The following is a 25,209-nucleotide window of genomic DNA, read 5'->3' on the forward strand; positions in this document are numbered from 1 at the left end:
GGTATGCCGCCTACGCAACCGGGCTGTGAATGAATTTTTCCATGCCGTGCTCCGCCAGGAAAGTCTCCAGACGGGTGTTGACTTCGTAAGCGCAGTCCAGCGCCATGACTTCCTTGAGCAGGGTGCGGGCCTCTTTACGCCGCAGGTTGAGCAGGGCCTTCTTCACCTTGAGCAGGCTGGTAGAGTTCATAGACAGCACGTCATACCCCATCGCCAGAAGTAGCACCGCACCGCCGGGGTCACCCGCCAACTCGCCACAGATACTGATGGGGACACCCTCGGCCTGGCTCGCCGTGGCGACATAGGCAAGTGCCTGTAACACGGCGGGGTGAAGTGAGTGGTACAGGTGGGCCACACGGGAATTATTGCGATCCACCGCCAGCAGGTATTGCGTCAGATCGTTGCTGCCCACTGACAGAAAGTCGACCCGTCTGGCCAGGGTTCTGGCCTGGTAGACCGCCGCAGGCACCTCGATCATCACCCCGATGGGCGGCAATTCTCCCTCCAGTCCATCCTGGCAAAGTTCGCGGTGGCTGCGATGGATCAATTTCAGCGCCTCGTCTACCTCGGAGGTATTGCAGACCATCGGCAACATAATACGCAGGTTACCCAGCCCTTCATTGGCCTTGAGCATGGCCCGTATCTGCGCCAGGAATATTTCCGGGTGATCCAGTGTCACGCGAATACCGCGCCAGCCGAGAAAAGGGTTTTCCTCCTCGATCGGGAAATACGGCAGCGATTTATCCCCACCGATATCCAGCGTGCGCATCGTCACGAACTTGGGCGCAAAGGCCTCCAATTGCTCGCGGTAAATTTGTCGCTGCTCCTCCTCACTCGGGAAGCGATCCCTGAGCAGAAAGGGCACTTCTGTGCGGTACAGGCCAACGCCCTCTGCACCCTGGTCCAGTGAGCGAGTGACATCCACCATCAACCCTGTGTTCACCCACAGCGGCATGCGATATCCGTCGAGCGTGACACAGGGTTTATCGCGCAGCGATTCCAGATCCTGCGTCAGCGCCTTGTCTTCATCCAGCACCTGCTGGAAGCGCTGTTTGATCTCCGGCAGCGGGTTGATATGCACCGTACCGTTATAGCCATCGATGATGACTTCCCGGTCCTGCAATTTGGCGTAGGACAGATCGACCGCTCCCATCACGGTAGGCACGCCCATGGCACGGGCGAGAATAGCCACGTGAGAGTTGCCGGAGCCACGCACGGAGATGAGGCCGGCCAACTTCTCACGCGGTATTTCGCCGAGAGACGTCGCTGTCAACTCCTCGCCGACGAGAATCGCGTTATCCGGATAGACGCGCGGCTCCTGATTGGCCGCCTGCAGGTAGGCCAACACGCGTGTACCGAGATCGCGCACGTCGACAGCGCGCTCCTTCAGGTAGCTGTGCTCCATCCTTTCAAAGTGACGGATGTGCTCGATCATTACCTGACTCAGCGCGCCCTGAGCCCATTGGCCAGCCTTTATCAACCCGACAACTTCTGCGCCAATTGTCGAGTCGTCAAGAATACTGACATAGACATCAAACAGCGCATGGTCCTCCGGGCTCAGTTCCGCACCCAGATTTGCTGCCACTATACGAATATCTTCCTGCACGCTCTGTAGCGCCTCGCGAAACGCGCGAACCTCCTTGCGCTTGTCCGTCGCCTCGCGCTGCGGCACGGCGTAGAGGTCCGCTCCCGGAGAGACCACCACCGCCGTCCCGATGGCCACCCCCGGAGAGCCCGGCACACCGATAATTTTGGCCGGCGCAGCGCCGACCAAGGACTGTTTCACCAGCGTACCCGTCACCTGTGCATGGGCGATCACACCGGCAAGCTGGGCAGACAGCGTCACCAGAAACGCTTCATCGCTCTCATCAAAGCGCCGCGCTTGCGCCTGCTGCACTACCAACACACCGAGCACGCCGCGCTGATGAATGATGGGCACTCCCAGAAACGCGTGGAACGGCTCCTCGCCAATACCGGGCAGCAGGCGAAACCTGGGGTGGTTTTCCGCATCTTCCAGATTGACCGGCTCTCCACGTTCGGCAACCAGACCGACCAGACCGTCGCTGGCGGCAAGACTCGCCACACCCACCATCTCGGGATTGAGGCCCTGGGTCGCCTGAAAAACATACCGCTCAGTACCGGGGTCCCGCAGAAAAACACTGCACACCTGCGTATTCAGCGCAGCCCGCACGCGACTCACGATAATCTGCAAAGCCTCATCGAGGCCGCCCGCAGCGTTAACCTCCTGAACGATGTGGCGCAGGGTTTCCAGCATGGCGGCTTACCTGGCCCCGTGTTTATCGGTGTAGCGCCCGAGCGGGAGGGCAAGCTCTTTCATCGCACGGCGATATACCTCCCGCTTGAAAGAAATCACCTGGTTCAGGGGATACCAGTAGCTGACCCATTGCCAGTGGTCAAATTCCGGCTTGTCATTAAGATCCAGTTGCACCGCAGTATCTGCCTCCAGCAGCCGCAGCAGAAACCATTTTTGCTTCTGCCCAATACACAGTGGCTTCTGGCCTTCTCGCACGTAGCGTGCCGGCAGCCGGTAGCGCAGCCAGCCCTTGGTAGACCCCAGCATCTCCACAGCGGAAGCTGGAAGGCCGACCTCCTCGTACAGCTCGCGATACAGCGCCTCTGTCGGGGATTCACCCACACTGATGCCGCCTTGAGGGAACTGCCAGGCATCGCGGCCGCCAACCCGGCGCGCCCACAGCAGCTGGCCGCGCTCATTGGTCAACATAATCCCCACGTTCGGCCGAAAGCCGTCAGAATCTATCACTTTGCTCATTTCACCGGTTATTATCGCTGTTCATTGTTCCACAAATTGCGGGTTCAGAGAAATTTACTATAACTGACTTCGCCGCTATGCTGGCCACCGACTTTTTGAGGTACAGCATGTGACACTGGCAATTTTTGATCTGGACAATACACTCATCGGTGACGACAGCGACCACCTATGGGGTCAATTCGTCTGCGAACAGAAGCTCGTTGACACCGCAGACTTCGCCCAGCGCAGCGATCAGTTCTACGCCGACTACCAGTCGGGAGACCTGGACATCGACGCCTACCTGCGCTTCGTACTGAGCTCCCTGAAGGGCCATCCACCCGAGCAACTGGACGCCTGGCACCGCACTTTCATGGACGACAAGATCAGTCCCATCATGCTGCCAAAGGCGGCCGAGCTGCTAGCGGACCATCGACGACAGGGGCACCAGCTGCTCATTATCACTGCTACGAACCGTTTTATCACTGCCCCAATTGCGGCGGCACTTGGCGTAGACAACCTGATTGCCTGTGAAGCTGAGATTGTGGACGGTCTCTACACGGGTGCACCCAGCGGCGTTCCCTCATTTAAGGAGGGCAAGGTAGCCCGTTTGTACGAGTGGCTGGGGACCCACGACTGCGACCTGGCTGGCGCATGGTTTTACAGCGACTCGCACAACGATTTGCCGCTGCTGGAACTGGTGGACAACCCGGTGGCGGTTGATCCGGATGATACTTTGCGCGCTAGGGCCGTTGAGCTTGGCTGGCCGGTGATTTCGCTGCGGTGACCTCTGATTGTCCGGTATGGAAACTCAGAATCGGTTTCATCGTATAGCTTTTTTTAGATTCTTTCATCTTCTAGTCCGCTTTAGAAAGCGGGTTCATATCTTCGGGACGTCGCAGTACGAGTTGGGCTTTGCTGCCACAGGAAGCGCAAAAGCGCCATGCCCATACAGAGGGGCAGACTCTCCATGGCAGCTCGAGCTCGGCCATCCTTGGCCTCGCACGTTCCTGTGGCAGCAAAGCCCAACCCGCACCGCTATCACTTTCCCAGACGCGAACACCACGGAGCCTCGACCCTACTATTCAAACCGGGTTGTTTTAGCATTTCTGGGAACCAAAGCGCGATGATAGAGATGTGGTATCTGGGTGTACCTGCCTGGGGCGTGTGAGGCCATGGGGAGCCTGCCCGCGTTTACGGGCATGGCCGACCGCGAGCTGCCGTGGAGATTCTGCCTCTCTGTATGGGCATGGCGCTTTTGCGCCCTCCGACCGGGTACACCGGGCTTTCGCTCCTCGGCGATTCAGAGAAAACCAAAAGAAAAACCGGCGACGAAGTAGCAAAATCTAGAGCTTGCGGAAAAACACCGCTTTCAGATATTCCGTCTCCGGAATCGCCGGGTGAATCGGGTGGTCGGCGCCTTGTGCGCCTTGCTCGACCACGCGCACCTGGCAAGCTGAGCGCACGGCGGCCTGCTGTACCGCGGCCATCAAATCCGCACGCGACAGGTGCATGGAACAGGAGCCAGAGACGAGCAGGCCACCCGGTTGCAGCAACTGCAAACCCAGCTCGTTGATGCGCCGGTAGGCTGCGATGCCCTTTTTCAGGTCCTTCTTGCGCTGAATAAACGCCGGGGGGTCGAGGATGACCACGTCGTACAGATTGCCCTGCGCCTGCATGGCTGCCATCAGGTCCGGGGCCGAGCCGCGGCGTGTTGTGACGCGATCCTGCAATTGGTTTAGCTGCGCATTTTGCTCTACGCCCTGCAGCGCCTGCGCCGAGCTGTCTATACAGCATACGGACGTGGCGCCGAACGCGGCGGCCTGCACGCCCCAGCCGCCGATGTAACTGTAGACATCCAGCACGCTTTTTCCTTTCACCCAGGGGGCGAGGCGCGCGCGGGACATGCGGTGATCGTAGAACCAGCCGGTCTTCTGGCCCTCGTGGACCGGCGCGAGGAACTGTACGCCGTTTTCTTGTAGGGCCACCTGCTGCGGCACTTCGCCGTAAACCACTTCGCTGTCAGTCGGCAGGCCTTGCTCGCGGCGGCTGCGGCTGTCCGCGCGCAGTAAAATACCGCTGGGCGCCAAGCCTGCAACCAGTGCTTCGATCAGGGCGTCGCGATAGCGTTCTAGGCCGCTGTTATTAAGCTGTAGTACGAGAATATCGCCGAAGCGGTCGACCACCACCCCTGGCAGGGTATCGCTGTCACCATAGACGAGACGATAGAAGGGTTTATCGAATACCGCTTCCCGAGTGGCCAGTGCAGTGCGCAGCCGGCCAGTGAAGAAATCCACGTCCAGCGCGCACTGCTCACCCGGCGCGTATACCCTGGCGCAAATCAGGACGTTGGGCTCCATATAGGCGCTGCCCAACACTCTGTCATTAGCGTTCCTGACGGTGACGAGATCGCCTGCGGTAAAGCCACTGAGTGCTGAGCGCGCGGTGTCGACCTCATTGGAGTACACCCACAGGTGTCCTCCGCGCAGCCGGTGATCTGCGCCTTTGCGCAGGAACAGGTTTTTCATGGCGTGGTGCTATTGGGCGCCGGACCTACTCGTCGTCACAGTGCTGCTGATAGGCATCGGCAGACAGCAGTGCATCCAATTCGGCTGGGTCAGAAGGTTGCAGCTTGTAGAACCAGCCTTCACCATAGGGATCTGAGTTCACTGTCTCCGGGTCATCTTCCAGCAACATATTAATAGCCAGTACTTCGCCGGTCAGCGGCGAGTAAATATCAGATGCCGCCTTGACCGACTCAACCACACCGGCCTCATTGCCCGCGGCCAGCACCACGCCCACTTCAGGTGTTTCCACAAACACCACATCGCCCAGTGCAGCCTGCGCATGATCCGTAATACCGACCGTCACCGTGCCATCCTCTTCCAGCCGCGCCCACTCGTGGCTGCTGGCGTATTTGAGTTCGTTCGGGGTGTGGCTCATAGCTATTCCTCTTGGGCGGGCAGCGCAGTGTTGCCCTCCTGGCAACAGATGCACCTGCAACAGTAATTGAGCGGCCATTTTAACGGTACGCGGTTTAAAAACAATGACCTGCTCACGAGATGACGTGATCAGCGGTTAACGCAGACCCATCGCGTGACGCATAAGCTGCCTCTTTACCGGCACCAGGGTGTCGATACGTCGCATACCGACATTGCGCAACCAGCGCAGGGGCAGCGACTGCTGTTCGAACAGGCGCTTAAAACCATCCATCGCCGACATCATCATCAGGTTTTCACCCTTGCGCCGGCGCTGGTAGCGACGCAACAGCGCCAGCTGTCCGGGGGAAATACCGCAGTGATGCCCCGCTTCGATCTCCTGGGCCAACACAGCCACATCCTGCAGGCCCAGATTGATTCCCTGGCCCGCGAGAGGATGAATGGTGTGCGCGGCATCGGCCACCAGCGCAACGCCTGGTTGCACATAGTCCACGGCATGGCGTTGACGCAGTGGATGGGCGAACCGTCTGGAACTGTCCAGCACTGCGCCCAGGCACGCCTCACTGACGCGCTCCAACTCGGCGCAGAAGGCCTCGTCGTCCAGCGCCAGGATTGCATCAACCTTATCTTCCTGCAGGGACCACACGATAGAGCAGAAGTGGTGCTCCTCGCTGCCGGGCAAGGGCAATAATGCAAGCGGGCCGCTGGGCAGAAATCGCTGCCAGGCGGTTGCTTCGTGCGAGCGCTCCACCTCAACCGTGGCAACGATCGCGCGGTGGCCGTAATCCCACTCGCGACAGCTAAAGCCCATCATCTCGCGCACGCGGGACAGTGCGCCATCGGCCGCAACCAGCAAATTCGCCTGCAGGCAAACACCGTCGGCCAACTCCAGCGACATCTGTGATGACGGCAGACGTGTACAGGATTGCAGTGCCGCAGGGCTCATCACGTTGATATCGCTCGCGGCGGACACCTGCGTAAGCAGCGCGTGGACAATCGCTCGATTCTCCACGATATGACCGAGCTCCGCCGCACCGACTTCAGCGCGGTCGAACTCGATCTGTCCGGTGCCCTCGGCATCCCATACCGTCATATGTTGGTAGGCACAGTATCGATAGGCAGCTATCGCATCCCAGGCACCCAGTTGTTGCAGAAACTCGCTGGAGCGCGGCGTCAACGCACTGACACGCGGATCAAAATCGGCCACACCAGTCCCCTGCGGCAATGCCGCAGTATCCAGATCCCGGGCCTCGACCAGCGCGATACTCAGCCCCTTCCCACTGAGTGCTACCGCCAGCGAAGCGCCTGCTATTCCGGCGCCTATAATCACTACATCGAAGTGTCGCGCTTCAGCCATTTGCCTGTTCACCTGTAGCGGAAACCCCGGCCGCGTGACGCACGAACTCACGCTTCAGGCCGGGTAGAAAATCCAGGCCGGCCAGCGCGAGATCGCGGCCCATGCCCAGCAGCGGATCACTGTGCATAAATAGTGCCGGCACCTGATCGCTGAATGTTATCGTTCGTTGCTGGTCTGCGTGTTGTCGTCGCTGATAGCACTGCAGCAGCGCCAGATCACCCGGGGACAGGCCCTCGGCAATGCCCTGAGCGAGAACGCGACCCAGTTCAGCGACATCCCGCAATGCCAGGTTAAAGCCCTGTCCGGCGACCGGGTGTAGTGCGTGTGCGGCATTGCCCATTACCACAACACCCTGGCGCACCTGCTCACTCGATTGCACCAGTGACAGCGGATATTCATGCCGCTCACCGACCTGTAACAGCCGGCCCAATCGGTAGCCAAAGCGTCCCTGCAGGGTTTCCCGAAACTCGTCCTCGGTGCAATCGCGCAGATAAGCCGCGCGCTCGGGCGACAGCGTCCACACCAGAGAGCCTCGCTGCTCTCCCTCACGGGAGGGCAATAACGGCAGTATCGCCAGCGGTCCCTCATCGGTAAAACGCTCAAACGCGCAGCCGTGGTGCGGTTCGGCAAATGCAATATTTGCCACCAGCGCGTGCTGCTGATACGGTTTTTCAGTCACCGCAACGCCAAGGAAATCGCGCAGCGCAGAGTTCGCACCATCGGCAACCAGTAACAGACCAGCGGCAATCTCCGACGATTCACCCTCCAACTGCAGGCGCACACCAGAACTACCGCAGGTGGCGCCCACGACCTTGGCGGGGCTGCGCACCTCTATTCGCCCGCTGCGGTGTAACTGTTGGATCAGGGTATTACCCAGCCAGCCATTTTCCACAACATAACCCAGCGCCGCCCAGTTGTGATCACTGGCCCGCAGCAGGGTACTGCCGAAACGACCGCGGCTGGAGACATGAATACTCTCGATCGGGCACAACCACTGACTTAGGTCTTCCCACACTTGCATCCGCTCATAGATCAGCCGCGAGCTATAGCTGAGCGCCGTGGAACGCGCATCAAATGCGGGATGGTACTCCGGTGCTTTACCCGGTGTGGGCGCCGGAATTGGAAAGCCCTCCAGCAGCAGTATTGAGGATTTCGGCGGCAGTACTGCTGCCAGTTGCAGCGCCAGGCTAACGCCGACCATGCCACCACCGGCAATCACAATGTCGTAGGTATTAGACATAAGTCACGTGGCCATCAGCGCTTCTATTTGTCCAACAGTTTTCGGCACACCGGAAGTGATCACTTCACAACCCTCATCTGTTACCACCACGTCGTCCTCAATACGTATGCCGATACCGCGCCACTTCTTCGCTACTTTTGTATTGCCTGCCGCGACATAGAGACCGGGCTCAACCGTCATGACCATGCCAGGTTCCAGTACGCGCCACTCGTCCTCCACGCGATAGTCGCCGACATCGTGCACATCCAGGCCCAGCCAGTGGCCCACACGGTGCATGTAAAACTCACGGTAGGCTTCACGCTCGATCAGGGTGGCAACACTACCACGGAGCAAACCGAGCTCCACCAGGCCCTCGGTAAACACACTGACGCTGGCATCGTGCGGCTGATTCCAATGGTTACCCGGTTTGATCTCGGCGATGGCCGCCAGCTGCGCCTTCAGAACCAGTTCATACAGTGCCCGTTGTTCGGCGCTGAAACGGCCATTCACAGGAAAGGTGCGGGTGACATCGGAGGCGTAATACTCGAGTTCACAACCGGCATCAATCAGCACCAAATCGCCATCGCGAAGCTTGTCACTGTTATCGATATAGTGCATCACACAGGCATTGGAGCCGCCGCCAACAATGCTTGTGTAGGCGGGAAAACGTGCTCCGGAGCGTGCAAACTCGTACTGAATTTCGGCCTCAAGTTGGTACTCGTACAAACCTGGCCTGCAGTGCTGCATCGCCCGGCAGTGCGCGCGCGCGGTGATCTCGGCGGCGCGACGCATCACGCGCAACTCAGCGGCGCTTTTGAAGAGACGCAATTCGTGCAGCATGTAGTTGAGGTCGGTGAATTCACCGGGGGGTGAGGCGCCCGTGGCCTCTTTGCCACGGATACTGTTTACCCAGTCCATGATCTGGCGATCGAACTCTCTGCTGCGCCCCATGGAGTAATAGACCCGCTCGCGGCCCTCGAGTAAGCCCGGCAGAATGTCGTCAATATCACCAATGGGAAAGGCATCATCCGCCGCATACCGCTCACAGACTCCCTCCGGACCGGCCCGGTGGCCGTGCCACAGCTCCATTCCGGGATCGCGCTCCCGACAAAAGATAACGAACTGCCCGTGCCGGCGGCCCGGCAATAAAATCAACACCGCATCCGGCTCCGCAAAGCCGGACAGGTAATAAAAATCGCTGTCCTGGCGAAACGGGTACTCGGTATCCCGGCTCCTGACCTGCTCGCGCGCCGACGGGATGATCGCAATGCTATTGGGGTCCATCAACGCCATGAGGTTTTTCCGACGGCGCGCAAACTCGGTCTTGCTAATACTCATGGTGTTTTGCCTGTATCGACACGGCCTCTTCTCGCCTGCTGGTGGAGTTCTCAAACAGCCTGAGATTATCACATGGCGGGAACACTAGTGCAGACGCGGTGCTGTTTCAGATGAAAAACTCCCCTCTGAGGCGGCCGCGCTGTTATCCATAAAAATATTGACCACGGCCACGCGTAGGTACTCGACCAACTCGCTGTAGTCGTCTTCTGCATCGTCCTCTGCTTCGTCATGCCCCACTTCAGCCTGCGCCATCGCGGCAATATCCCTGAGCACCTCGCCGGCATCCTCGGACAGCGACCCACCGGCAACGTTTTCACCGGCCAGACTGTAGGCAAACCCGGTCAGAAACCCTTCGCACCAAATGGCAAGTGCCTCGGCTCGCAACCCTATTTCCTCGTCGTCATCGGGCAGCAGTGGGTGAAAGGAAAACTCGGCATCTTGCAGGGCAACTGCCGTCACCTCGTAGAGCTGCATAATCCGGCTGGCCAGCTCCCCATAGAGGTCGAGGTTCAGCGCCTGGGTCAAGGCGTCCAGGCCGTACTCCGGCTCCCGGGGCGCACCGGCACTTAGCAGGCCGCTAAGACACCCGTGCAACTGCGAGGGCGAGGATTCTGTGCCTTGGTCCAGCAGATAATCGGAAAATTCATCGAAGCCAAAAACCCCGACTTCAGCAGATAATTCGTCATGCATATTGTGTCCTCCCATTGCCGCCGTGCAGGCACCTGAAAAGTACCGGGCAGGCCGTTGATATCTATGACTTTTGCCGCGTTGACCTTGCTGTCACGCGCTACTATAGTGTTGCTTCGAGAATAACTACCCCAGTATACCCGCATGGCTGACAACCCACTCAAAGACTTGGAAAATAAGATCGACGAACTTATTGCGCTCTGCGAGGAGCTGAATCGCGAGAATACCGGCCTGAAGGCAGAATTAGCCGGGTGGCGTGATGAACGCAAGGATTTACTGGACAAGAATGAATTGGCGCGCTCCAAAGTCGAAGCCATGATTGATCGTCTGCGGACAATGGAGTAACCAACGTGAGCCCCGCCAATACAGTAACCGTGAAGATTCTCGACAAGGAATACCAGGTCGCCTGCCCCGAAGAGCAGGAGGCTGAACTTGTCGTTTCGGCAAAATACCTCGACAAGCAGATGCGCGGTATACGCGATTCGGGAAAAGTCATCGGGCTGGAGCGCATTGCAGTAATGGCCGCCCTCAACATCAGTTACGAGTTACTGCAAGCATCGTCTCACGGTGATGCCGAACAGCCCGGGGGCGGCGACGCCGTCAAACGCCTCAATAGCAAACTCGATGACGCCCTGCACGATTTACGACAATTGGAAATCGGCTAGCACATCACAGTTTGGCGAGGCAATTGCGCAAGATTGTCGCAATCTACGAGCGGTAAGGCAGGTATCTGGGCTATACTGGCGACGGGTTCCTGGTGTATTCGCCAGACTTTCAGTCCTCGAGCCGATATTTTTTATCCGGGGGCTTCTCGCTTCTGTTGGTGTGCAAGTCCGGTTTTACCGGAAAGCCTTATACAGATCAGGAGTCTCCACCTTGAACCATCGGGTTCAAGGGCCGTCCTGTCAGCGGTATTCCGGGAACCCCTTCTTCACTATGCCTGATAGCCGTTCCAGCAAATCTGCACTGCGCAGCGCCCTGCGACAGCAGCGACGCTCACTGCCGAGGGCAGCCCAACGGGCCGCCGCAGAAGCCGTTTGCCGATCAGTGCTCGAGCTGCCCGCATGGTCTGGCGCTCAACGAATCGCTCTCTACCTCGCCCGAGATGGTGAAATTGACACCTCAGTGCTGGCCGCGGTGGCCAGGCGTGAGAACAAACACTTGTTTCTGCCGATGCTCAGTGATAACGCGCTGGTCTTCGCACACTGGGACGCCACCGACACGCAAGTACTCAATCGATACAACATACCCGAGCCTCCTCCGGGAGCAGCCCGGTGCCCGGCTTCCGAGCTAGATATAGTTTTTCTTCCCCTGGTGGGATGGGACAGGTGCGGGGGCAGATTGGGAATGGGCGGGGGCTACTACGACCGAACGCTAGCCAACAGCGGGCAGCCCGTACTGGTCGGACTGGCCCACGAATTGCAGTTGGTAGAACGCGTGCCGCAGGAAAGCTGGGATATTGTGCTGAACTATGTTGCTACAGAGAAGGCCCTGTACGATTGCCGGGGTGGCTAGTACTGCGTGACTGGCACGCCCGCATGAAGTTCCGAAACCGGATCAGCAACCGAATGGTTTGAGGCCAACGGCAGAAGCACTGTCACCAGCACGCCCAAAACAAAGGCCGCCGCGAGTATCAGCACGATATCAGGTTTACGCTTCACTGGTTTCTCTCACTACATTTATTAAGGCGGCACGCATCGAGGCCAACACCCTGTTCAATTACTGTTGTTGTTATTCTTCGACTGCGGTCAATTTGGGGCGATGGTAGCCCAACCCCGAGTAAAAGAAAAGCCCTGAGAGCCGCGCGGGGACTGGTTTTCACGCTTTTTTAGAAGCGCCGCCGAGGTACAGTTGATACGCTCGATTGTCGGTTTCCTCCGAATAGGGGAAATTGATGCTGTCGAGTACCCTTTCAAACGACTTGCGCTCGCTGGCGGGCGCCTGAATACCCACCAGAATCCGCCCGTATGCGGCGCCGTGATTGCGGTAATGAAACATCGAGATATTCCAGCGCTGCCCCAGCCCGGCCAGGAATTTCAGCAACGCACCCGGGCGCTCGGGAAATTCCACGCGATACACCAGTTCCTGCTCCAGATCAGGCGGGGAGTGCCCGCCAACCATATAGCGGATGTGCAGCTTGGCGACCTCGTTATCAGTCATATCCTCAGTGGTATAACCGCGCTCGCGCAAATCGGCGAGCAGTTCCGCCAGGTCTTCCCCTCCCGGAGTCACCGAAAGGCCTACGAAAACCTGAGCTGAATCGGCATCGGCATAGCGGTAGTTGAACTCGGTGATATTGCGCCGCCCCAGGGCGCTACAGAACTGCTTGAAGGCACCAGGACGCTCCGGCACGGTCACGCTGATGACCGCCTCGCGGTGCTCACCGATTTCCGTACGCTCGGAGATATAGCGCAGACGATCAAAATTGGTATTGGCGCCACTGACAATGGCCAGCAGATCCTGCCCCTGCACGCCAGTGCCACTCACATACTTTTTCAGGCCGGCCAGCGCCAGCGCACCGGCGGGCTCGGCTATGCTGCGGGTATCCTCAAATATATCCTTGATGGCGGCGCACAGTTCATCGGAGGTGACGGTGATCACTTCCGACACTGTCTCGCGGATTATGCGAAAGGGCTCCTTGCCAATCTGCGCCACGGCACAGCCATCGGCAAATAAGCCGACTTCGCTCAGCGTATCCCGGCGACCACGCGACAGCGCCAGCTGCAGGCAAGCGGCATCCTCGGGCTCCACACCGACGATGCGGGTTTCCGGCCACACATATTTGACATACGCCGACACGCCCGCGATCAATCCACCCCCACCGACCGGCACGAACAACACATCCAGCGGTCGCTGATGCTGGCGCACAATCTCCATACCCACTGTGCCCTGACCGGCAATCACGTCGGGGTCGTCGAAGGGGTGCACATACGTGAGGCCCTTGGCCTGCAACAGTTCCTGCGCGTGCAGAGAGGCCTCGTCGTAGGAGTCACCATGCAACACAACCTTTGCGCCCAACCTGCGCACCGCCTCCACTTTAATCGCCGGTGTCGTGCGCGGCATGACAATGATGGCCTTCACATCAAGCTTGCGGGCCGCCATCGCCACGCCCTGCGCGTGGTTTCCGGCAGAAGCGGCAATCACTCCGCGCTTGCGCTGCTCCTCGCTCAGGCGGCTCATCTTGCAGTACGCGCCGCGCAGTTTGAACGAGAACACCGGCTGTAGATCCTCGCGCTTCAGCCAGACACGATTGTCTAAGCGGCGGGACATCAGACTGGCTTCCTGAATAGGCGTCTCGCGGGCCACGTCGTAGACGCGCGCGTCGAGAATCCGTTTTATGTAGGACTGCGGCATAGGGGTTTGGCTTCCTCGGGTATGATAAAGCCCGCACATCTTAATGGAGCGCGAGGTGGATTGCAGCATACAGAGTAACAGCGATCAGATGGTTTTGGGTGATCACAGTCGCAGCCTCCCCTATACTATCGTCCTTTAAACAGCCCAGATGCGGAGCACCGACAATGACTCAGGACGAACTCAAGCAGGCCGTAGCCGACGCCGCACTGGCGTATATCCAGCCGCGGCTGGAGGATGACACCGTCCTGGGTATCGGCACCGGTTCCACCGCCAACCTTTTCATCGACGCGCTGGGCCGGATCAAGGGACAGATCAACGCCACGGTGGCCAGCTCCGAGGCTTCCGCTCAGCGCCTGAAAAGCCACGGCATCCCGGTGTATGAGCTCAATACGGTCGATCGTGTCGATTTTTACATTGATGGCGCCGACGAAAGTAACCGTTCACTACAACTGATAAAGGGAGGAGGCGCGGCACTGACACGGGAAAAGATCGTGACCGCCGTGGCAGAAGAGTTCATCTGTATCGCGGATGAGAGCAAGTTGGTACACACACTAGGGCAGTTCCCACTGCCTGTAGAGGTGATTCCGATGGCGCGCAGTTACGTCGCCCGTGAGCTTGTTAAGCTCGGCGGCGACCCCATCTACCGCGAGGGCGTGGTCACGGACAACGGTAATGTTATTCTCGATGTATTCAACTTCTCTATCCCCCAGCCCCTGGCGATGGAGGCGAAAATCAATAACATTACCGGCGTTGTAAGCAATGGCCTGTTTGCGCTGAAGCCCGCCGATGTGCTGCTACTGGGCACAGCAGAAGGCGTGAAAACGCTGCGTGCCGAGTAGTCTGCTGGCAATACCGGTCGCGTGGCCGCCCACGCCATGAACAGCTCAGTTATGTTGAAAGTCAGAGTCATTCCCGGTGCGTCCAGGTCTAACGTGGCCGGATGGCTGGGAAATATGCTCAAGGTTCGAGTTTCGGCTCCCCCGGAACGGGGCAAAGCCAATATTGCCGTAATCAAGTTACTCGCCAGGGAACTCCAACTTCAAAAAAGTGCTCTTTCCATTGCTTCGGGCAGCACCTCACAGAATAAGGTTGTTGAGATCCAGGGTATTACAATGAAGGGTATCGAGGACGTTTTCGGTGCCAACAATGCGCAGTGAGCGATTATGACGGCTGAGCAGGCCCTGGCCGCTATCAATCAAATATCTTACCGGGGTTCATAATCCCCGCCGGATCAAAGGCCTTTTTGATCTGCCGCATGATCGACACCTCTGCTGCTGAGCGGGAGTAATGAAGATAATCTTTCTTCAGCAGGCCAACACCGTGCTCGGCGGAAATACTACCGCCATAGCGCTGAACGATATCGAACACCCATTTGCTCACCTCGCCACAGCGCAGCTGAAACTCTTCCATCGACAATTCGTCAGGCTTGAGAATATTGAGGTGCACATTGCCATCACCGATATGCCCAAACCAGACAATCTCAAACTCGGGATAGCTTTTGGTCACCACTGCTTCCACTTCTTTGAGAAATTCCGGCACCCGGGAAGTGACGGTGGAAATATCATTCTTGTATGGCGTCCAGCGCGAAATGGTTTCCGAAATATCCTCGCGCAGCCGCCACAGTGACTCGGCCTGCGCGATGCTCTGGCTCACCACGCCATCCACCGCCCAGCCCTGTTCAACACATTGCTCGAACAGGCTCATAGCCAGCTCCAGTGTTTTTTCGTCGCGTTGTTCAAATTCCAACAGCGCATAAAACTCTGCCGGTGTATCGAATGGGCGCTGTAGTCCCTGATGTGCGATGACTTTCTGCAGCGCCAGTTCCGAGAAAAACTCAAAGGCACTGAGCTCTATCTCACTCTGGTAGGCACACAGAACCTTCATGATAGCTGCCATGTCCGGCGCGCCTAGCACCAGCACAGTGAGTTCCTGTGGTGGGCGTGTCAGCCGCATCGTGGCTTCAACCACCACCCCCAGTGTGCCCTCGGCGCCGATGACCAACTGCCGCAAGTCATAGCCAGTGTTGTTTTTCACCAGCCCGCGATTGAGGTCTAGCAGTTCGCCGCTGCCGCAAACCAGCTTCAATCCCGCCACCCAGTCGCGGGTCATGCCGTGACGAATCACCTTGATACCACCAGCATTGGTGGAGATATTTCCACCGATCTGACTGGAACCGCTGGAGGCAAAATCAACCGGGTAGAATAGGCCCTGCTCCGCGGCATAGTTCTGCAACTGTTCAGTCACAACGCCCGCCCCGCAGCGCACAGTGCGGTCGACGGGGTTGAAATCCTCTATTGTATTAAGCCTATCCAACGCGAGCACCAGTTCGCCCCGACAAGCTACGGCACCGGCGCTGAGTCCGGAGCGGCCTCCGGAGGGCACGATAGCGATCCCTTTGGCGGCGGCGAGTCGCACAATATCCTGCACCTGCGAAATACTTGCCGGCAGCACCACAGCGGCGGGGTCTGGCGTGTGAACCCTGGTCCAGTCACGGCCATAGCGCTGCAGGGAATCGGTGTCGGTCAGCACGCGGCCGACCCCCACAATCCCCTCCAACGTATCCAGGACGTCGTCGTCGATTACGGCCAAGATGCATTCCTCCGGTAATTTTCACAGGGCGCTGGTTCGAGCGGCGCGTATGGTACCATACGCGCCGTTTTTTGCCGCAACGGCACATGCCGGACTGCCGGCTCCCACCTGTAGAGGACCAGAACATCATGGCGCAGCAATCGCTGGAGAAAAGCAAAATCAAATTTCTGCTGCTGGAGGGTGTTCACCCCTCGGCGGTGGAGACATTGCAGAAATCCGGTTACAGCAATATCGAGCAACACAAGAAAGCGCTGCCCACTGCGGAACTGAAAGATGCGATTGCCAGCGCCCATTTTGTCGGCATACGCTCCGCCACACAGCTCACAGAGGAAGTATTTGAGGCTGCCGGCAAGCTGGTGGCAGTCGGCTGTTTTTGTATCGGCACCAACCAGGTCGATCTCGAAGCCGCCACGCGGCGCGGCATACCCGTATTCAATGCGCCATTCTCCAACACCCGCAGCGTCGCTGAACTGGTGCTGGCCGAAGCAATACTGCTACTGCGTGGCGTAGCGGCGAAAAATGCCGCCGCACACCGCGGGGAGTGGCAGAAAAGCGCGGCCAACTCCTTTGAGATTCGCGGTAAAAAACTCGGCATCATCGGCTACGGCAATATCGGCATGCAGTTGGGTGTTATCGCCGAAGGGTTGGGCATGCAGGTACAATTTTATGACACTACCAACAAACTGCCGCTGGGCAACGCCCGCCAGGTACCCAGCCTTAACCACCTTCTGGGCAGCTCAGATGTCGTCAGCCTGCATGTACCTCAAACCGACATTACCAAAAACATGATCGGCGCTGAGCAGCTGCGCCAGATGCAGCCAGGCAGTATCCTGATCAATGCTTCGCGCGGCACGGTGGTGGATATCGACGCGCTGGCGAATGCGCTGGACAGCGGTGCCCTCGGTGGTGCCGGAATTGATGTGTTTCCGGTCGAACCGCGCTCCAATGAGGATGAATTCGTATCCCCCCTGCGCCGCTTCGACAATACCTTCCTCACCCCGCACATCGGGGGCAGCACTATTGAGGCACAGGAAAATATCGGCATGGAGGTAGCGGAAAAGCTGGCTCGATACAGTGACAATGGCACAACCACCTCGTCCATCAACCTCCCCGCAGTTGCGCTGCCGGAGCACACTGACAAACACAGACTCCTGCACATACACCGCAACATCCCCGGCGTCATGAGCGCCATCAACAATATATTCTCTGACAACCGGATCAATGTATCAGCGCAATTTCTGCAAACCAATGAGAGCGTGGGCTACGTGGTAATCGACATCGATGCCGAGTACAGCGAGATCGCACTGAAAAAACTGGCGGAGGTTGAAGGCACCATTCGCAGCCGCGTGTTGTTTTGATCTGACGGCCCAAAACACAATCTACGGTCATAAATCCCTGCAGATAACCGACATAAGACACTGACTACAAACGGTATTTTTCCGCCTTATCGGCCATTTTAAGGCGGTTGCCTGTGATGGTACCTTAGTTAAAGGATAAATAAATACCGAGCTGTCGTACCGATATTCGGGCGAGTTACGGCTTGAATAAGGAAAAGCTACCGGGCGACAGGGACGGGCCCTATGTTCCAATGACATATGTAAAGTCAGACACTTATAACGCAAGTAGGGGCAAACATGCGGAATAACAGGGCATTTCAGGTCACGGCGCTATCAGCGGCAATCGCATCCGCCTTGATCTCCAGTAACAGTATTGCTCAGGAACCCCGGTTGGAAGAGACTATCGTGACCGCCACCCGTCGTGCGCAGTCCATCCAAAACATCCCAATCAATATCACTTCACTGGATGCAGCGTTGATCGACCGGGAGCGCATCGAAAACCTCGCTGATATCGCCCGCAGAGTTCCCGGACTTACGGTTATCGACCAGGGCCCCCGCAGTGGTAATACGCTTAGCGTGCGCGGCTTGACAGTGGATTCAGTCAATGCACCTGATCTCAACAACGACGGCAGCGGCGCTGTCGCGACCTATGTCGGTGATGTACCTATCTATATTGATCTGAAACTCAATGACATCGAGAGGGTCGAGGTACTGTTGGGTCCTCAGGGCACACTGTATGGCGCGGGAACACTGGCGGGCGCAATACGGTATATCCCGAACAAGCCACAAACGGATACCTTGAGCTACCAGCTGCGCGGAGACCTCTACGGGCTGAGCCACTCTGACGGTGCCGGTTATGAGGGCGGTGGCACCATCAATGTCCCCATTATCGACGACCGACTGGCGTTGCGGGCCTCGCTGGACTACCTCGACGATCCCGGTTTCATTGACTACGACTATCTTGTCCGCAACCCGGGCGTATCGAACCCCCAGCCCACACCCGCCCTGAGTGACGAGAACATCAGACAAAAGAAAGATGCCAATACAGAGCAAACATGGTCCGGCCGGTTAGCCCTGCGCTATACCGATGACTGGCTCGACGGCACCCTCACCTATTTCTATCAGGATGCCGATATAGGCGGTCGCCAGGCCAACTACAGAGACTCATTTGGTACCGGCAAATATGAATCCGCCGCCCGCTTTAAAGAACCCAACAAACGCAAGAATGAGTTACTCTCTCTTGAAGTGGTGGCAGACCTGGGGTTTGCCGACCTCACCTCTGCGACTGGATATAACGAATACACCGAAAACGGCCAGCGCGATCAGACCGATTTCCTGCTCAGGGCCGGATACGGTTATGAGTTCTTTCCCAGCTTCGTCGCCTATAGCCGGGAGGATTCTGACGAGGATACCTTCACCCAGGAACTGCGGTTGGTCTCCAATGAAGATGGACCTTTGAACTGGATAGTCGGTGGGTTTTACAGCCGCTTCAAGATTGATGCCGAGAGCCAGGAGTACTATCCGGGGATTCCCGAGTTCTGGGGGCTGGATCAGTCTCCACTCGGCTTTGTCAGCAGGTTAAATGAGAAAATAACCGAAACAGCAGCCTTTGGTGAGATTGGCTATGAGTTCACTGATGCCTGGCAAGTCACTCTGGGGATGCGCTGGTTCAAGTTTGAACTCGATTCAGCCACCGGAACACTGCTGCCACTGCTGGAACCACCCTCCGCTGAACTGATGATGGAGAATTTTGACGTCGACGACGATGACGTCATCTACAAGGCCAATACCTCGTATACCTTTACTGATGACATCATGGCCTACTTCACTGTCAGTCAAGGCTACAGGCTCGGGGGCCTGAACCCACGGCCACTGTGTGATAACCCTCCACAGGGCGAATGCCTTTCTGCAGAAGAACAACTGATCAAGCCCGATACGACGACAAACTATGAGCTGGGTGTTCACTCTCAGCTCTTTAACAATACGCTTCTGCTCAATGGCTCCATTTACTATATCGATTGGGATGATGTCCGAATTATCACTGAGGCTGAAAACGCCAGTATCGACATATTTACCAACGGCAGCTCGGCCAGAAGTACCGGTATCGAACTGCAAAGTCAGTGGCTTGTCACACCCAGGCTCTCTCTAAACGCCGCCTACTCATACAACAAGGCCGAGCTAACGGACGATGCGCCCGGACTCGTCGACGGTGTGGATGCCCAGGACGGTGACCGCCTGCCAGGGACTCCTGAGAATCAACTGCTTTTGGGCACAAATTACACCCTGCCACTAAACGATGGCTCCTATGTCGACTTTGACTGGTCAATGACCTACCAGAGCAATATCATCACTAAAGTGGGTAAGCGAGACAATGGCGAAAGCCTCTCGGGTTTTGCGTTGCATAACATCTCCGCAACATGGTTCAAGAATGGCTGGACGGTGGCCGTGTATGCGGACAATGTGTTTGACGAATACGGGGAAACAGGGGTGCGTGGCGACTTCAACGACATCGAGAATGTTGAAGGTTTTGATTCGAGATACTACTTTCACGATATCGTAAGGCCACGACAGTTTGGTATGCGCTTCCGTTACGATTTTGAAGGATAGGGAAAACCGCGATTGCAACAGGGCGCTCGTGAGCGCCCTTTTTTGTGCCTCCGATGAAAAACAAGTAAAGCGAGCTTTGACCCACCCTGCAAGTGACGCTTACGTTTAAAGTGGTATCGGAATGAATCCCAGCGAGCGACAAATTGCCAGGCATCACGCTGCTGCACAGAAGGCCCTGCAGCAGGGGTTGTTGCGAGAAGTACATCAACACTGTCTGGCCATACTTAAGATCGATTCGTCCTTCGCAGATGCCTGGTTTCTTTGCGGTGTCATAGCCGCGCACAATGGGCAGACCGAAAAAGCAGTAGACATACTTGATCAAGCCATTGAGCTTGACCCCCAGAACCCCGAATATCGAACGGAGTTGGGCAAACAATTAATTGCTCTAGATTTACCTGAAAAGGCGCTACACCAAGCGGAACTCACTCTGGCTTTAAACCCTGCTGCGCCGACAACCCTGCACACTCTGGGCACAGTGTTCAGTCATACCGGTGAGCATCAAAAAGCGCTAGCGTGCTACGAACGGGCTGCGCGAACCCTGCGGGACCGACCTCGAGTAAAGGATGGCTTCTCAGCACAGTGGCTAGCCAATTTCCATTTCAACCATGGAGCCTCACTGCAATTTGCAGGGCGTTTAGGCGCCGCCGAAGAAGCCTACGAGCACGCCATACAACTGCAACCACATATGTTCAAGGCTCACTCAGCCCTGTCCTCGCTGCGGCGCCAGACGCCCGCCAGCAATCACCTGGATCGACTGCAAGCCCTGCGTGCCAATGCGATAAGCGCACGCGATCAGCTGCACCTCGGACACGCTATCGCCAAGGAACATGAAGACCTTGAGCAATATCAGGAGGCGTTTGCCAACCTCGAATGGGCCAAGCAGCAGCGGGCTGCGGAAGTGAGCTTCAATATCCACTCACAGTCGCAGTATTTCTCCAGCATTGAGCAACTTTTCAACGGCGATGTATTCAAGGCAACGCGCGCCTGTTGCGACAGTTCCGAGCCCATTTTTATCGTCGGCATGCCGCGCTCTGGCACCACTCTGGTGGAGCAGATTCTCGCTAGTCACTCACAGGTATACAGTGCCGGTGAGTTGCAGAATTTTCCGCTTCAGGTAAGGCGCGCCACCGATGCTGAGCCCAACGAGTTTCTCGACATCACCGCACTGAGTAAGTCTCTTGAACTGGACTTGGGAAAACTGGGGGCTGATTATATTGCAAGCACCCGGCCAAGAACGGGTCATACGCCGCATTTTATTGACAAGCTACCCCTCAATTTTCTCTTGTTGGGACTCATACATCTGGCGCTGCCCAAAGCCAAACTGATTTGTCTGCGTCGCGACCCTATGGATACCTGCCTCAGCAATTTCCGGCAGTTGTTTGCCGTGGATTTCAAGCCTTACCAGTACAATTACAATCTACTGGACTGTGGCCGCTATTACCTATTGTTTGATCACCTGATACGCCACTGGCAAGCCGTGATGCCCGGGACCGTACATGAAGTCTGCTACGAAGCGCTGGTGGCTGACCCTAAGCATGCTTCCAGAGAATTGCTGCAGTACTGCGGTTTGCGCTGGGAGGAACAATGCCTGGACTTTCATCAACGCAATAACAGTGTGGCAACACCCAGCGCTGTACAAGTAAAACAGCAGATCTATACCCACTCCGTGAACCGCTGGCAGCGCTATGGCGATGCCCTGCAACCGCTGTACGAGTTATTTAAATCAGCCGGTTTCTACCCGTGAGAGGTTTGCAGCGTCAGGCCACATTGCGCCAGCCATGCCTGCACATGCTGCGTATAGCCCGCGCGAATTGCAGCGGACTCATTGGCTAGCTGGTGACCCGCGCCGGGTAAATATTCAATCCGGCTGCCGGGAAACAACTGCGCGATGACAGGCATATTGTAGCGCCAGTCCACCGTCCCATCTGCATCACCCTGGATGACAAGCGCGGGGCCCACACCCAGATCACGCGGCGGCAGATCACTTAACCAACGGCGCAGCGCCCCCAACCAGCGCAGTGAAACACGGTGACACTGCAGCGGGTCGCGCTTGATAAAGGCAAGGAACGCCCGGTCGGAGGAGTTTACGGCAAACGAACGCCTTAAACTGTCTGTAAATACATTCAGAATGCGTTGCGCCGGATTCATCCAAAGCCAGCCTGCTGGTCGTACCAGCGGCGCCAGCAATACTGCTGCAGCAAACGGCCACTGGTATTTCCGAGCGTAATCCACCAGAGCGGCGCAGCCTGTGCTCTGCGCCATCACCCACAGTGGCAAGTCCGGCAAGCTCGCCGCGCGCAGTACATCATCAATCGCTCGGCTGTAATCACCAAAATCATCGATTACCGCAGGCTGTCCACTGGACAACCCGTGGCCGGGCAGATCAAACATCAACACATTGCACTGATGCGCCAGACCCCACTCGATCAGGTTGCTGAACAGCCCTGTGTGATCGAAATACCCGTGCAGCACCAGCAGATTGGCGCGTGCGGCGGGCGCGCACCACTGGTGCACAACGAGTGTGTAGTCCCCGGACGAGACGAGCCCGGCTTCATGCGAGACAGCGGGGTCGCGTGTCGTGAAATCAATGCCATAATAGCGACAGAATGCGGCCAGCTGCGACGGTGCGGCCTGCCCGGCACCGAGCGCTGGCAGCTGCTCGCGAAGCGCCTGCAGTAGCTCCGGTGTCAACGTCACGCCAGCCGTCAATTGACAGCGGGTGTCAGCTCCCCCGAGTCGTAGGCGCGCTGCATCTGATCGAGTGAACGAACTTTGATCTTGTCGGCGTTGCCGGCGGTGCCGAACGATTCGTAGCGCGCAATACAGATATCTTTCATCGCGGTAATGGTGTGCGCCAGGTATTTGCGCGGATCAAACTCTGCCGGGTTTTGCGCGAGGAATCGACGTATCGCACCGGTTGATGCCAACCGCAGGTCGGTATCAATATTCACCTTGCGCACGCCGTGACGGATTCCTTCCTGTACCTGCTCTACCGGCACGCCGTAGGTCTCAGGAATTTCTCCGCCGAACTCGTTGATGATGGCCAACCAGTCCTGCGGCACCGCAGAGGAGCCGTGCATCACCAGATGGGTATTGGGGATGCGTGAATGAATATCCTTGATACGGTCGATGGCGAGAATATCTCCCGTAGGGGGGCGCGTGAATTTGTAAGCGCCGTGGCTGGTTCCGCAGGCAATGGCCAGGGCATCCACGCCGGTGGCTTTTACAAAGCTGGCGGCCTCCTCGGGGTCTGTCAGCATCTGGTCGTGGGTCAATTTACCCTCCGCACCGATTCCGTCCTCCTCGCCCGCCTCACCGGTCTCCAGCGAACCCAAACAGCCCAGTTCGCCCTCTACCGAAACGCCACAGGCATGTGCCAGGTCTACCACTGTGCGCGTCACCGCCACGTTGTAGTCGTAGTCCATCGGCGTCTTGCCGTCTTCGCCCAGCGAGCCATCCATCATCACCGAACTGAAGCCCAACTGGATGGAGCGCTGGCAGACACCGGCCGACACGCCGTGATCCTGATGCACTACCACCGGAATATGGGGAAATTCGTTCATGGCGGCTTCCATCATCGCCCGCAGGAACGGCGCGCCAGCGTATTTACGCGCACCGGCACTGGCCTGCATGATGACAGGAGAGTTGGTGGCATCAGCCGCCTCCATAATGGCGCGGGTCTGCTCCAGGTTGTTGACATTGAAAGCGGGTACGCCGTAATTGTGTTCGGCGGCGTGGTCCAGCAACTGACGCAAACTGATTAATGCCATGATTGTTGTCCTTTAACTCGTAAAATTTCAATGGAGCCCAGCGGTAAGTCTACTCTTACTTGCCACTGGCGCGCTGTTCAAGCATCGCGACTGCGGGCAGCGTTTTCCCTTCGACGTACTCCAGAAACGCACCACCGCCGGTGGAGATATACGAAACTCTGTCTGCAATTTCAAATTTGTCTATGGCCGCCAGTGTGTCTCCCCCGCCGGCCAGCGAGAATGCCGGGCTGTCCGCGATCGCAAGCGCCAGCGTTTTAGTGCCCTCGGCAAACTGATCAAACTCGAACACGCCGACAGGGCCATTCCACAGAATGGTGCCAGCATTTTTCAGAATCTCTGCAATTTGCTGCGCCGCCTGCGGCCCGATGTCAAAAATCATATCATCGTCGGTGACGTCACCCGCGGCCTTCAGGCTCGCCGGTGTATCCTCGGAGAATGCCTTACCTGTGACGACATCAACGGGAAGCGGTATCTCGGTTTTTTCCATCAATGCCTGAGCGGTCGGGATCAGATCGTGTTCGCACAGGGATTTGCCCACCGGGCTGCCACTGGCCGCGAGAAACGTATTGGCGATACCGCCGCCGACGACCAGTTGATCCACCTTGTCAGACAAGGCCTCCAGCACCTCGAGCTTGGTTGAGACTTTGGAGCCGCCCACAATCGCAACCAACGGACGCGCAGGGTTGGACAAGGCCTTCGTCAGGGCGGTCAACTCTCCCGCCAGCAGCGGCCCGGCACAGGCCACCGGCGCAAACTTCGCCACCCCATGAGTGGATGCCTGCGCCCGGTGCGCTGTGCCGAATGCATCCATAACAAAGATATCGCACAGTGCTGCATAGGCGCGAGACAGGACCTCATCGTCCTTTTTCTCTCCCGGATTGAAGCGCACATTTTCCAGCAGTGCCACCTCCCCGTCTGCCAGTTCCACACCCTTTTGCCAATCCGACACCAGAGCCACAGGCTTGCCGAGCAAACCAGACAAATGCTCCGCGACCGGTGCCAGCGAAAAGGCCTGATCGAACTCACCCTCCACCGGGCGGCCCAGATGTGACATAAGAATCACTTTGGCGCCAGCTATCAGCGCAGCCTCAATAGTCGGTAGAGCCGCCCGAATACGGGCATCACTGGTAACCACGCCCTCTTTGAGCGGCACATTCAAGTCTTCACGAATCAATACGCGTTGGCCGCGCAATTCCAAATCCTGCATCAGATGAACGTTGAGCGTCATACGTCTGGTTTCCCTGC

The 25,209-nt window shown here is 57.5% G+C and carries 23 protein-coding genes and 1 other RNA gene; 10 read left to right on the plus strand and 14 right to left on the minus strand.

Going from position 1 to position 25,209, the window contains the following annotated elements; translation table 11 throughout:
• Window positions 1–10: 10 nt before the first annotated feature.
• Window positions 11–2,275: a phosphoenolpyruvate--protein phosphotransferase gene (ptsP, locus tag AC0L6S_RS16160; RefSeq protein WP_473425139.1), complete on the minus strand. Its 2,265-nt coding sequence runs from the start codon at window positions 2,273–2,275 to the stop codon at window positions 11–13.
• 6 nt (window positions 2,276–2,281) lie between these two features.
• Window positions 2,282–2,782, minus strand: a complete 501-nt coding sequence (locus AC0L6S_RS16165) for an RNA pyrophosphohydrolase (RefSeq protein ID WP_473428624.1) — start codon at window positions 2,780–2,782, stop codon at window positions 2,282–2,284.
• A 118-nt stretch (window positions 2,783–2,900) separates the two neighbouring features.
• Here AC0L6S_RS16165 and AC0L6S_RS16170 point away from each other — a divergent pair, with 118 nt between their 5' ends.
• Window positions 2,901–3,554: a histidinol-phosphatase gene (locus AC0L6S_RS16170; RefSeq protein ID WP_473425140.1), complete on the plus strand. Its 654-nt coding sequence runs from the start codon at window positions 2,901–2,903 to the stop codon at window positions 3,552–3,554.
• A 559-nt stretch (window positions 3,555–4,113) separates the two neighbouring features.
• Here AC0L6S_RS16170 and AC0L6S_RS16175 read toward each other — a convergent pair.
• The 6 genes from AC0L6S_RS16175 to AC0L6S_RS16200 form a co-directional block, all read right to left on the minus strand.
• Window positions 4,114–5,295, minus strand: a complete 1,182-nt coding sequence (locus AC0L6S_RS16175) for a class I SAM-dependent rRNA methyltransferase (protein WP_473425141.1) — start codon at window positions 5,293–5,295, stop codon at window positions 4,114–4,116.
• Window positions 5,296–5,320: 25 nt separating this feature from the next.
• Complete coding sequence (gcvH, locus tag AC0L6S_RS16180) at window positions 5,321–5,710, minus strand: glycine cleavage system protein GcvH (RefSeq protein WP_473425142.1); 390 nt, start codon at window positions 5,708–5,710, stop codon at window positions 5,321–5,323.
• 135 nt (window positions 5,711–5,845) lie between these two features.
• Window positions 5,846–7,063, minus strand: coding sequence for a UbiH/UbiF/VisC/COQ6 family ubiquinone biosynthesis hydroxylase (locus AC0L6S_RS16185; RefSeq protein WP_473425143.1), 1,218 nt, complete (start codon window positions 7,061–7,063; stop codon window positions 5,846–5,848).
• Window positions 7,056–8,303 carry a 2-octaprenyl-6-methoxyphenyl hydroxylase gene (gene ubiH / locus AC0L6S_RS16190; protein WP_473425144.1) on the minus strand — a complete coding sequence of 416 codons (1,248 nt, stop codon included), beginning with the start codon at window positions 8,301–8,303 and terminating at the stop codon, window positions 7,056–7,058. Before ubiH ends, AC0L6S_RS16185 begins: the two co-directional genes overlap by 8 nt.
• Before the next feature lie 3 nt (window positions 8,304–8,306).
• Window positions 8,307–9,620 (minus strand): Xaa-Pro aminopeptidase, encoded by a 1,314-nt coding sequence (gene pepP / locus AC0L6S_RS16195; RefSeq protein ID WP_473425145.1) that lies wholly within the window; start codon window positions 9,618–9,620, stop codon window positions 8,307–8,309.
• A gap of 84 nt (window positions 9,621–9,704) precedes the next feature.
• A complete protein-coding gene (locus AC0L6S_RS16200; protein ID WP_473425146.1) occupies window positions 9,705–10,310 on the minus strand; it encodes a UPF0149 family protein in 606 nt (201 codons plus the stop codon).
• Window positions 10,311–10,451: 141 nt separating this feature from the next.
• On the opposite strand from AC0L6S_RS16200, the gene AC0L6S_RS16205 reads away from it, so the two are divergent.
• The 4 genes from AC0L6S_RS16205 (at window position 10,452) to AC0L6S_RS16220 (ending at window position 11,822) form a co-directional block, all read left to right on the plus strand.
• Complete coding sequence (locus AC0L6S_RS16205) at window positions 10,452–10,652, plus strand: TIGR02449 family protein (RefSeq protein WP_473425147.1); 201 nt, start codon at window positions 10,452–10,454, stop codon at window positions 10,650–10,652.
• A 5-nt stretch (window positions 10,653–10,657) separates the two neighbouring features.
• Window positions 10,658–10,972, plus strand: a complete 315-nt coding sequence (locus AC0L6S_RS16210) for a cell division protein ZapA (RefSeq protein WP_473425148.1) — start codon at window positions 10,658–10,660, stop codon at window positions 10,970–10,972.
• Between the two features lie 83 nt (window positions 10,973–11,055).
• Window positions 11,056–11,234, plus strand: a non-coding RNA gene (gene ssrS / locus AC0L6S_RS16215) — 6S RNA.
• Between the two features lie 9 nt (window positions 11,235–11,243).
• On the plus strand, window positions 11,244–11,822 hold the full coding sequence (locus AC0L6S_RS16220) for a 5-formyltetrahydrofolate cyclo-ligase (protein WP_473425149.1): 579 nt from the start codon (window positions 11,244–11,246) through the stop codon (window positions 11,820–11,822).
• On the opposite strand, the gene AC0L6S_RS16225 is transcribed toward AC0L6S_RS16220, so the two are convergent.
• Together AC0L6S_RS16225 and ilvA are read right to left on the minus strand one after the other, a co-directional pair.
• On the minus strand, window positions 11,819–11,968 hold the full coding sequence (locus AC0L6S_RS16225) for a hypothetical protein (protein WP_473425150.1): 150 nt from the start codon (window positions 11,966–11,968) through the stop codon (window positions 11,819–11,821). The two genes, AC0L6S_RS16220 and AC0L6S_RS16225, sit on opposite strands and share 4 nt — an antisense overlap.
• Window positions 11,969–12,125: 157 nt before the next feature.
• On the minus strand, window positions 12,126–13,661 hold the full coding sequence (gene ilvA, locus AC0L6S_RS16230; RefSeq protein ID WP_473425151.1) for a threonine ammonia-lyase, biosynthetic: 1,536 nt from the start codon (window positions 13,659–13,661) through the stop codon (window positions 12,126–12,128).
• Window positions 13,662–13,825: 164 nt separating this feature from the next.
• Here ilvA and rpiA point away from each other — a divergent pair, with 164 nt between their 5' ends.
• Together rpiA and AC0L6S_RS16240 are read left to right on the plus strand one after the other, a co-directional pair.
• On the plus strand, window positions 13,826–14,500 hold the full coding sequence (gene rpiA / locus AC0L6S_RS16235) for a ribose-5-phosphate isomerase RpiA (RefSeq protein WP_473425152.1): 675 nt from the start codon (window positions 13,826–13,828) through the stop codon (window positions 14,498–14,500).
• Between the two features lie 51 nt (window positions 14,501–14,551).
• Complete coding sequence (locus AC0L6S_RS16240) at window positions 14,552–14,818, plus strand: DUF167 domain-containing protein (protein WP_473425153.1); 267 nt, start codon at window positions 14,552–14,554, stop codon at window positions 14,816–14,818.
• Between the two features lie 34 nt (window positions 14,819–14,852).
• Here the strand turns inward: AC0L6S_RS16240 and AC0L6S_RS16245 are convergent, their stop codons facing one another.
• Entirely contained in the window at window positions 14,853–16,250 is a 1,398-nt protein-coding gene (locus AC0L6S_RS16245; protein WP_473425154.1) for an FAD-binding oxidoreductase, read from the minus strand.
• Window positions 16,251–16,378: 128 nt separating this feature from the next.
• Between AC0L6S_RS16245 and serA the strand changes: the two genes are divergently transcribed.
• The 3 genes from serA (at window position 16,379) to AC0L6S_RS16260 (ending at window position 21,938) form a co-directional block, all read left to right on the plus strand.
• Window positions 16,379–17,608: a phosphoglycerate dehydrogenase gene (gene serA, locus AC0L6S_RS16250; RefSeq protein WP_473425155.1), complete on the plus strand. Its 1,230-nt coding sequence runs from the start codon at window positions 16,379–16,381 to the stop codon at window positions 17,606–17,608.
• A 276-nt stretch (window positions 17,609–17,884) separates the two neighbouring features.
• Complete coding sequence (locus tag AC0L6S_RS16255) at window positions 17,885–20,194, plus strand: TonB-dependent receptor (RefSeq protein ID WP_473425156.1); 2,310 nt, start codon at window positions 17,885–17,887, stop codon at window positions 20,192–20,194.
• A 121-nt stretch (window positions 20,195–20,315) separates the two neighbouring features.
• On the plus strand, window positions 20,316–21,938 hold the full coding sequence (locus AC0L6S_RS16260; RefSeq protein ID WP_473425157.1) for a tetratricopeptide repeat-containing sulfotransferase family protein: 1,623 nt from the start codon (window positions 20,316–20,318) through the stop codon (window positions 21,936–21,938).
• Here AC0L6S_RS16260 and AC0L6S_RS16265 read toward each other — a convergent pair.
• Genes AC0L6S_RS16265 through AC0L6S_RS16275 form a run of 3 tightly spaced genes read right to left on the minus strand, consistent with a single transcriptional unit; the run spans window position 21,929 to window position 25,192 of the window.
• The gene (locus tag AC0L6S_RS16265; protein WP_473425158.1) at window positions 21,929–22,891 is read right to left on the minus strand and encodes an alpha/beta hydrolase; all 963 of its coding nucleotides are present in this window, start codon (window positions 22,889–22,891) and stop codon (window positions 21,929–21,931) included. The genes AC0L6S_RS16260 and AC0L6S_RS16265 overlap by 10 nt on opposite strands.
• Before the next feature lie 8 nt (window positions 22,892–22,899).
• A complete protein-coding gene (gene fba / locus AC0L6S_RS16270; RefSeq protein ID WP_473425159.1) occupies window positions 22,900–23,964 on the minus strand; it encodes a class II fructose-bisphosphate aldolase in 1,065 nt (354 codons plus the stop codon).
• A 55-nt stretch (window positions 23,965–24,019) separates the two neighbouring features.
• A complete protein-coding gene (locus tag AC0L6S_RS16275; protein WP_473425160.1) occupies window positions 24,020–25,192 on the minus strand; it encodes a phosphoglycerate kinase in 1,173 nt (390 codons plus the stop codon).
• Window positions 25,193–25,209 lie beyond the last annotated feature (17 nt).

This window comes from Halioglobus sp. D3-4, assembly GCF_055809315.1.

Coding starts and splice junctions, on each gene's coding strand:
- ptsP (WP_473425139.1), bottom strand. CDS start 2,275: ATGCTGGAAACCCTGCGCCACATCGTTCAGGAGGTTAACGCTGCGGGC.
- AC0L6S_RS16175 (WP_473425141.1), bottom strand. CDS start 5,295: ATGAAAAACCTGTTCCTGCGCAAAGGCGCAGATCACCGGCTGCGCGGA.
- gcvH (WP_473425142.1), bottom strand. CDS start 5,710: ATGAGCCACACCCCGAACGAACTCAAATACGCCAGCAGCCACGAGTGG.
- AC0L6S_RS16185 (WP_473425143.1), bottom strand. CDS start 7,063: ATGGCTGAAGCGCGACACTTCGATGTAGTGATTATAGGCGCCGGAATA.
- ubiH (WP_473425144.1), bottom strand. CDS start 8,303: ATGTCTAATACCTACGACATTGTGATTGCCGGTGGTGGCATGGTCGGC.
- pepP (WP_473425145.1), bottom strand. CDS start 9,620: ATGAGTATTAGCAAGACCGAGTTTGCGCGCCGTCGGAAAAACCTCATG.
- AC0L6S_RS16200 (WP_473425146.1), bottom strand. CDS start 10,310: ATGCATGACGAATTATCTGCTGAAGTCGGGGTTTTTGGCTTCGATGAA.
- AC0L6S_RS16205 (WP_473425147.1), top strand. CDS start 10,452: ATGGCTGACAACCCACTCAAAGACTTGGAAAATAAGATCGACGAACTT.
- AC0L6S_RS16220 (WP_473425149.1), top strand. CDS start 11,244: ATGCCTGATAGCCGTTCCAGCAAATCTGCACTGCGCAGCGCCCTGCGA.
- ilvA (WP_473425151.1), bottom strand. CDS start 13,661: ATGCCGCAGTCCTACATAAAACGGATTCTCGACGCGCGCGTCTACGAC.
- rpiA (WP_473425152.1), top strand. CDS start 13,826: ATGACTCAGGACGAACTCAAGCAGGCCGTAGCCGACGCCGCACTGGCG.
- AC0L6S_RS16240 (WP_473425153.1), top strand. CDS start 14,552: ATGTTGAAAGTCAGAGTCATTCCCGGTGCGTCCAGGTCTAACGTGGCC.
- serA (WP_473425155.1), top strand. CDS start 16,379: ATGGCGCAGCAATCGCTGGAGAAAAGCAAAATCAAATTTCTGCTGCTG.
- AC0L6S_RS16255 (WP_473425156.1), top strand. CDS start 17,885: ATGCGGAATAACAGGGCATTTCAGGTCACGGCGCTATCAGCGGCAATC.
- AC0L6S_RS16260 (WP_473425157.1), top strand. CDS start 20,316: ATGAATCCCAGCGAGCGACAAATTGCCAGGCATCACGCTGCTGCACAG.
- fba (WP_473425159.1), bottom strand. CDS start 23,964: ATGGCATTAATCAGTTTGCGTCAGTTGCTGGACCACGCCGCCGAACAC.
- AC0L6S_RS16275 (WP_473425160.1), bottom strand. CDS start 25,192: ATGACGCTCAACGTTCATCTGATGCAGGATTTGGAATTGCGCGGCCAA.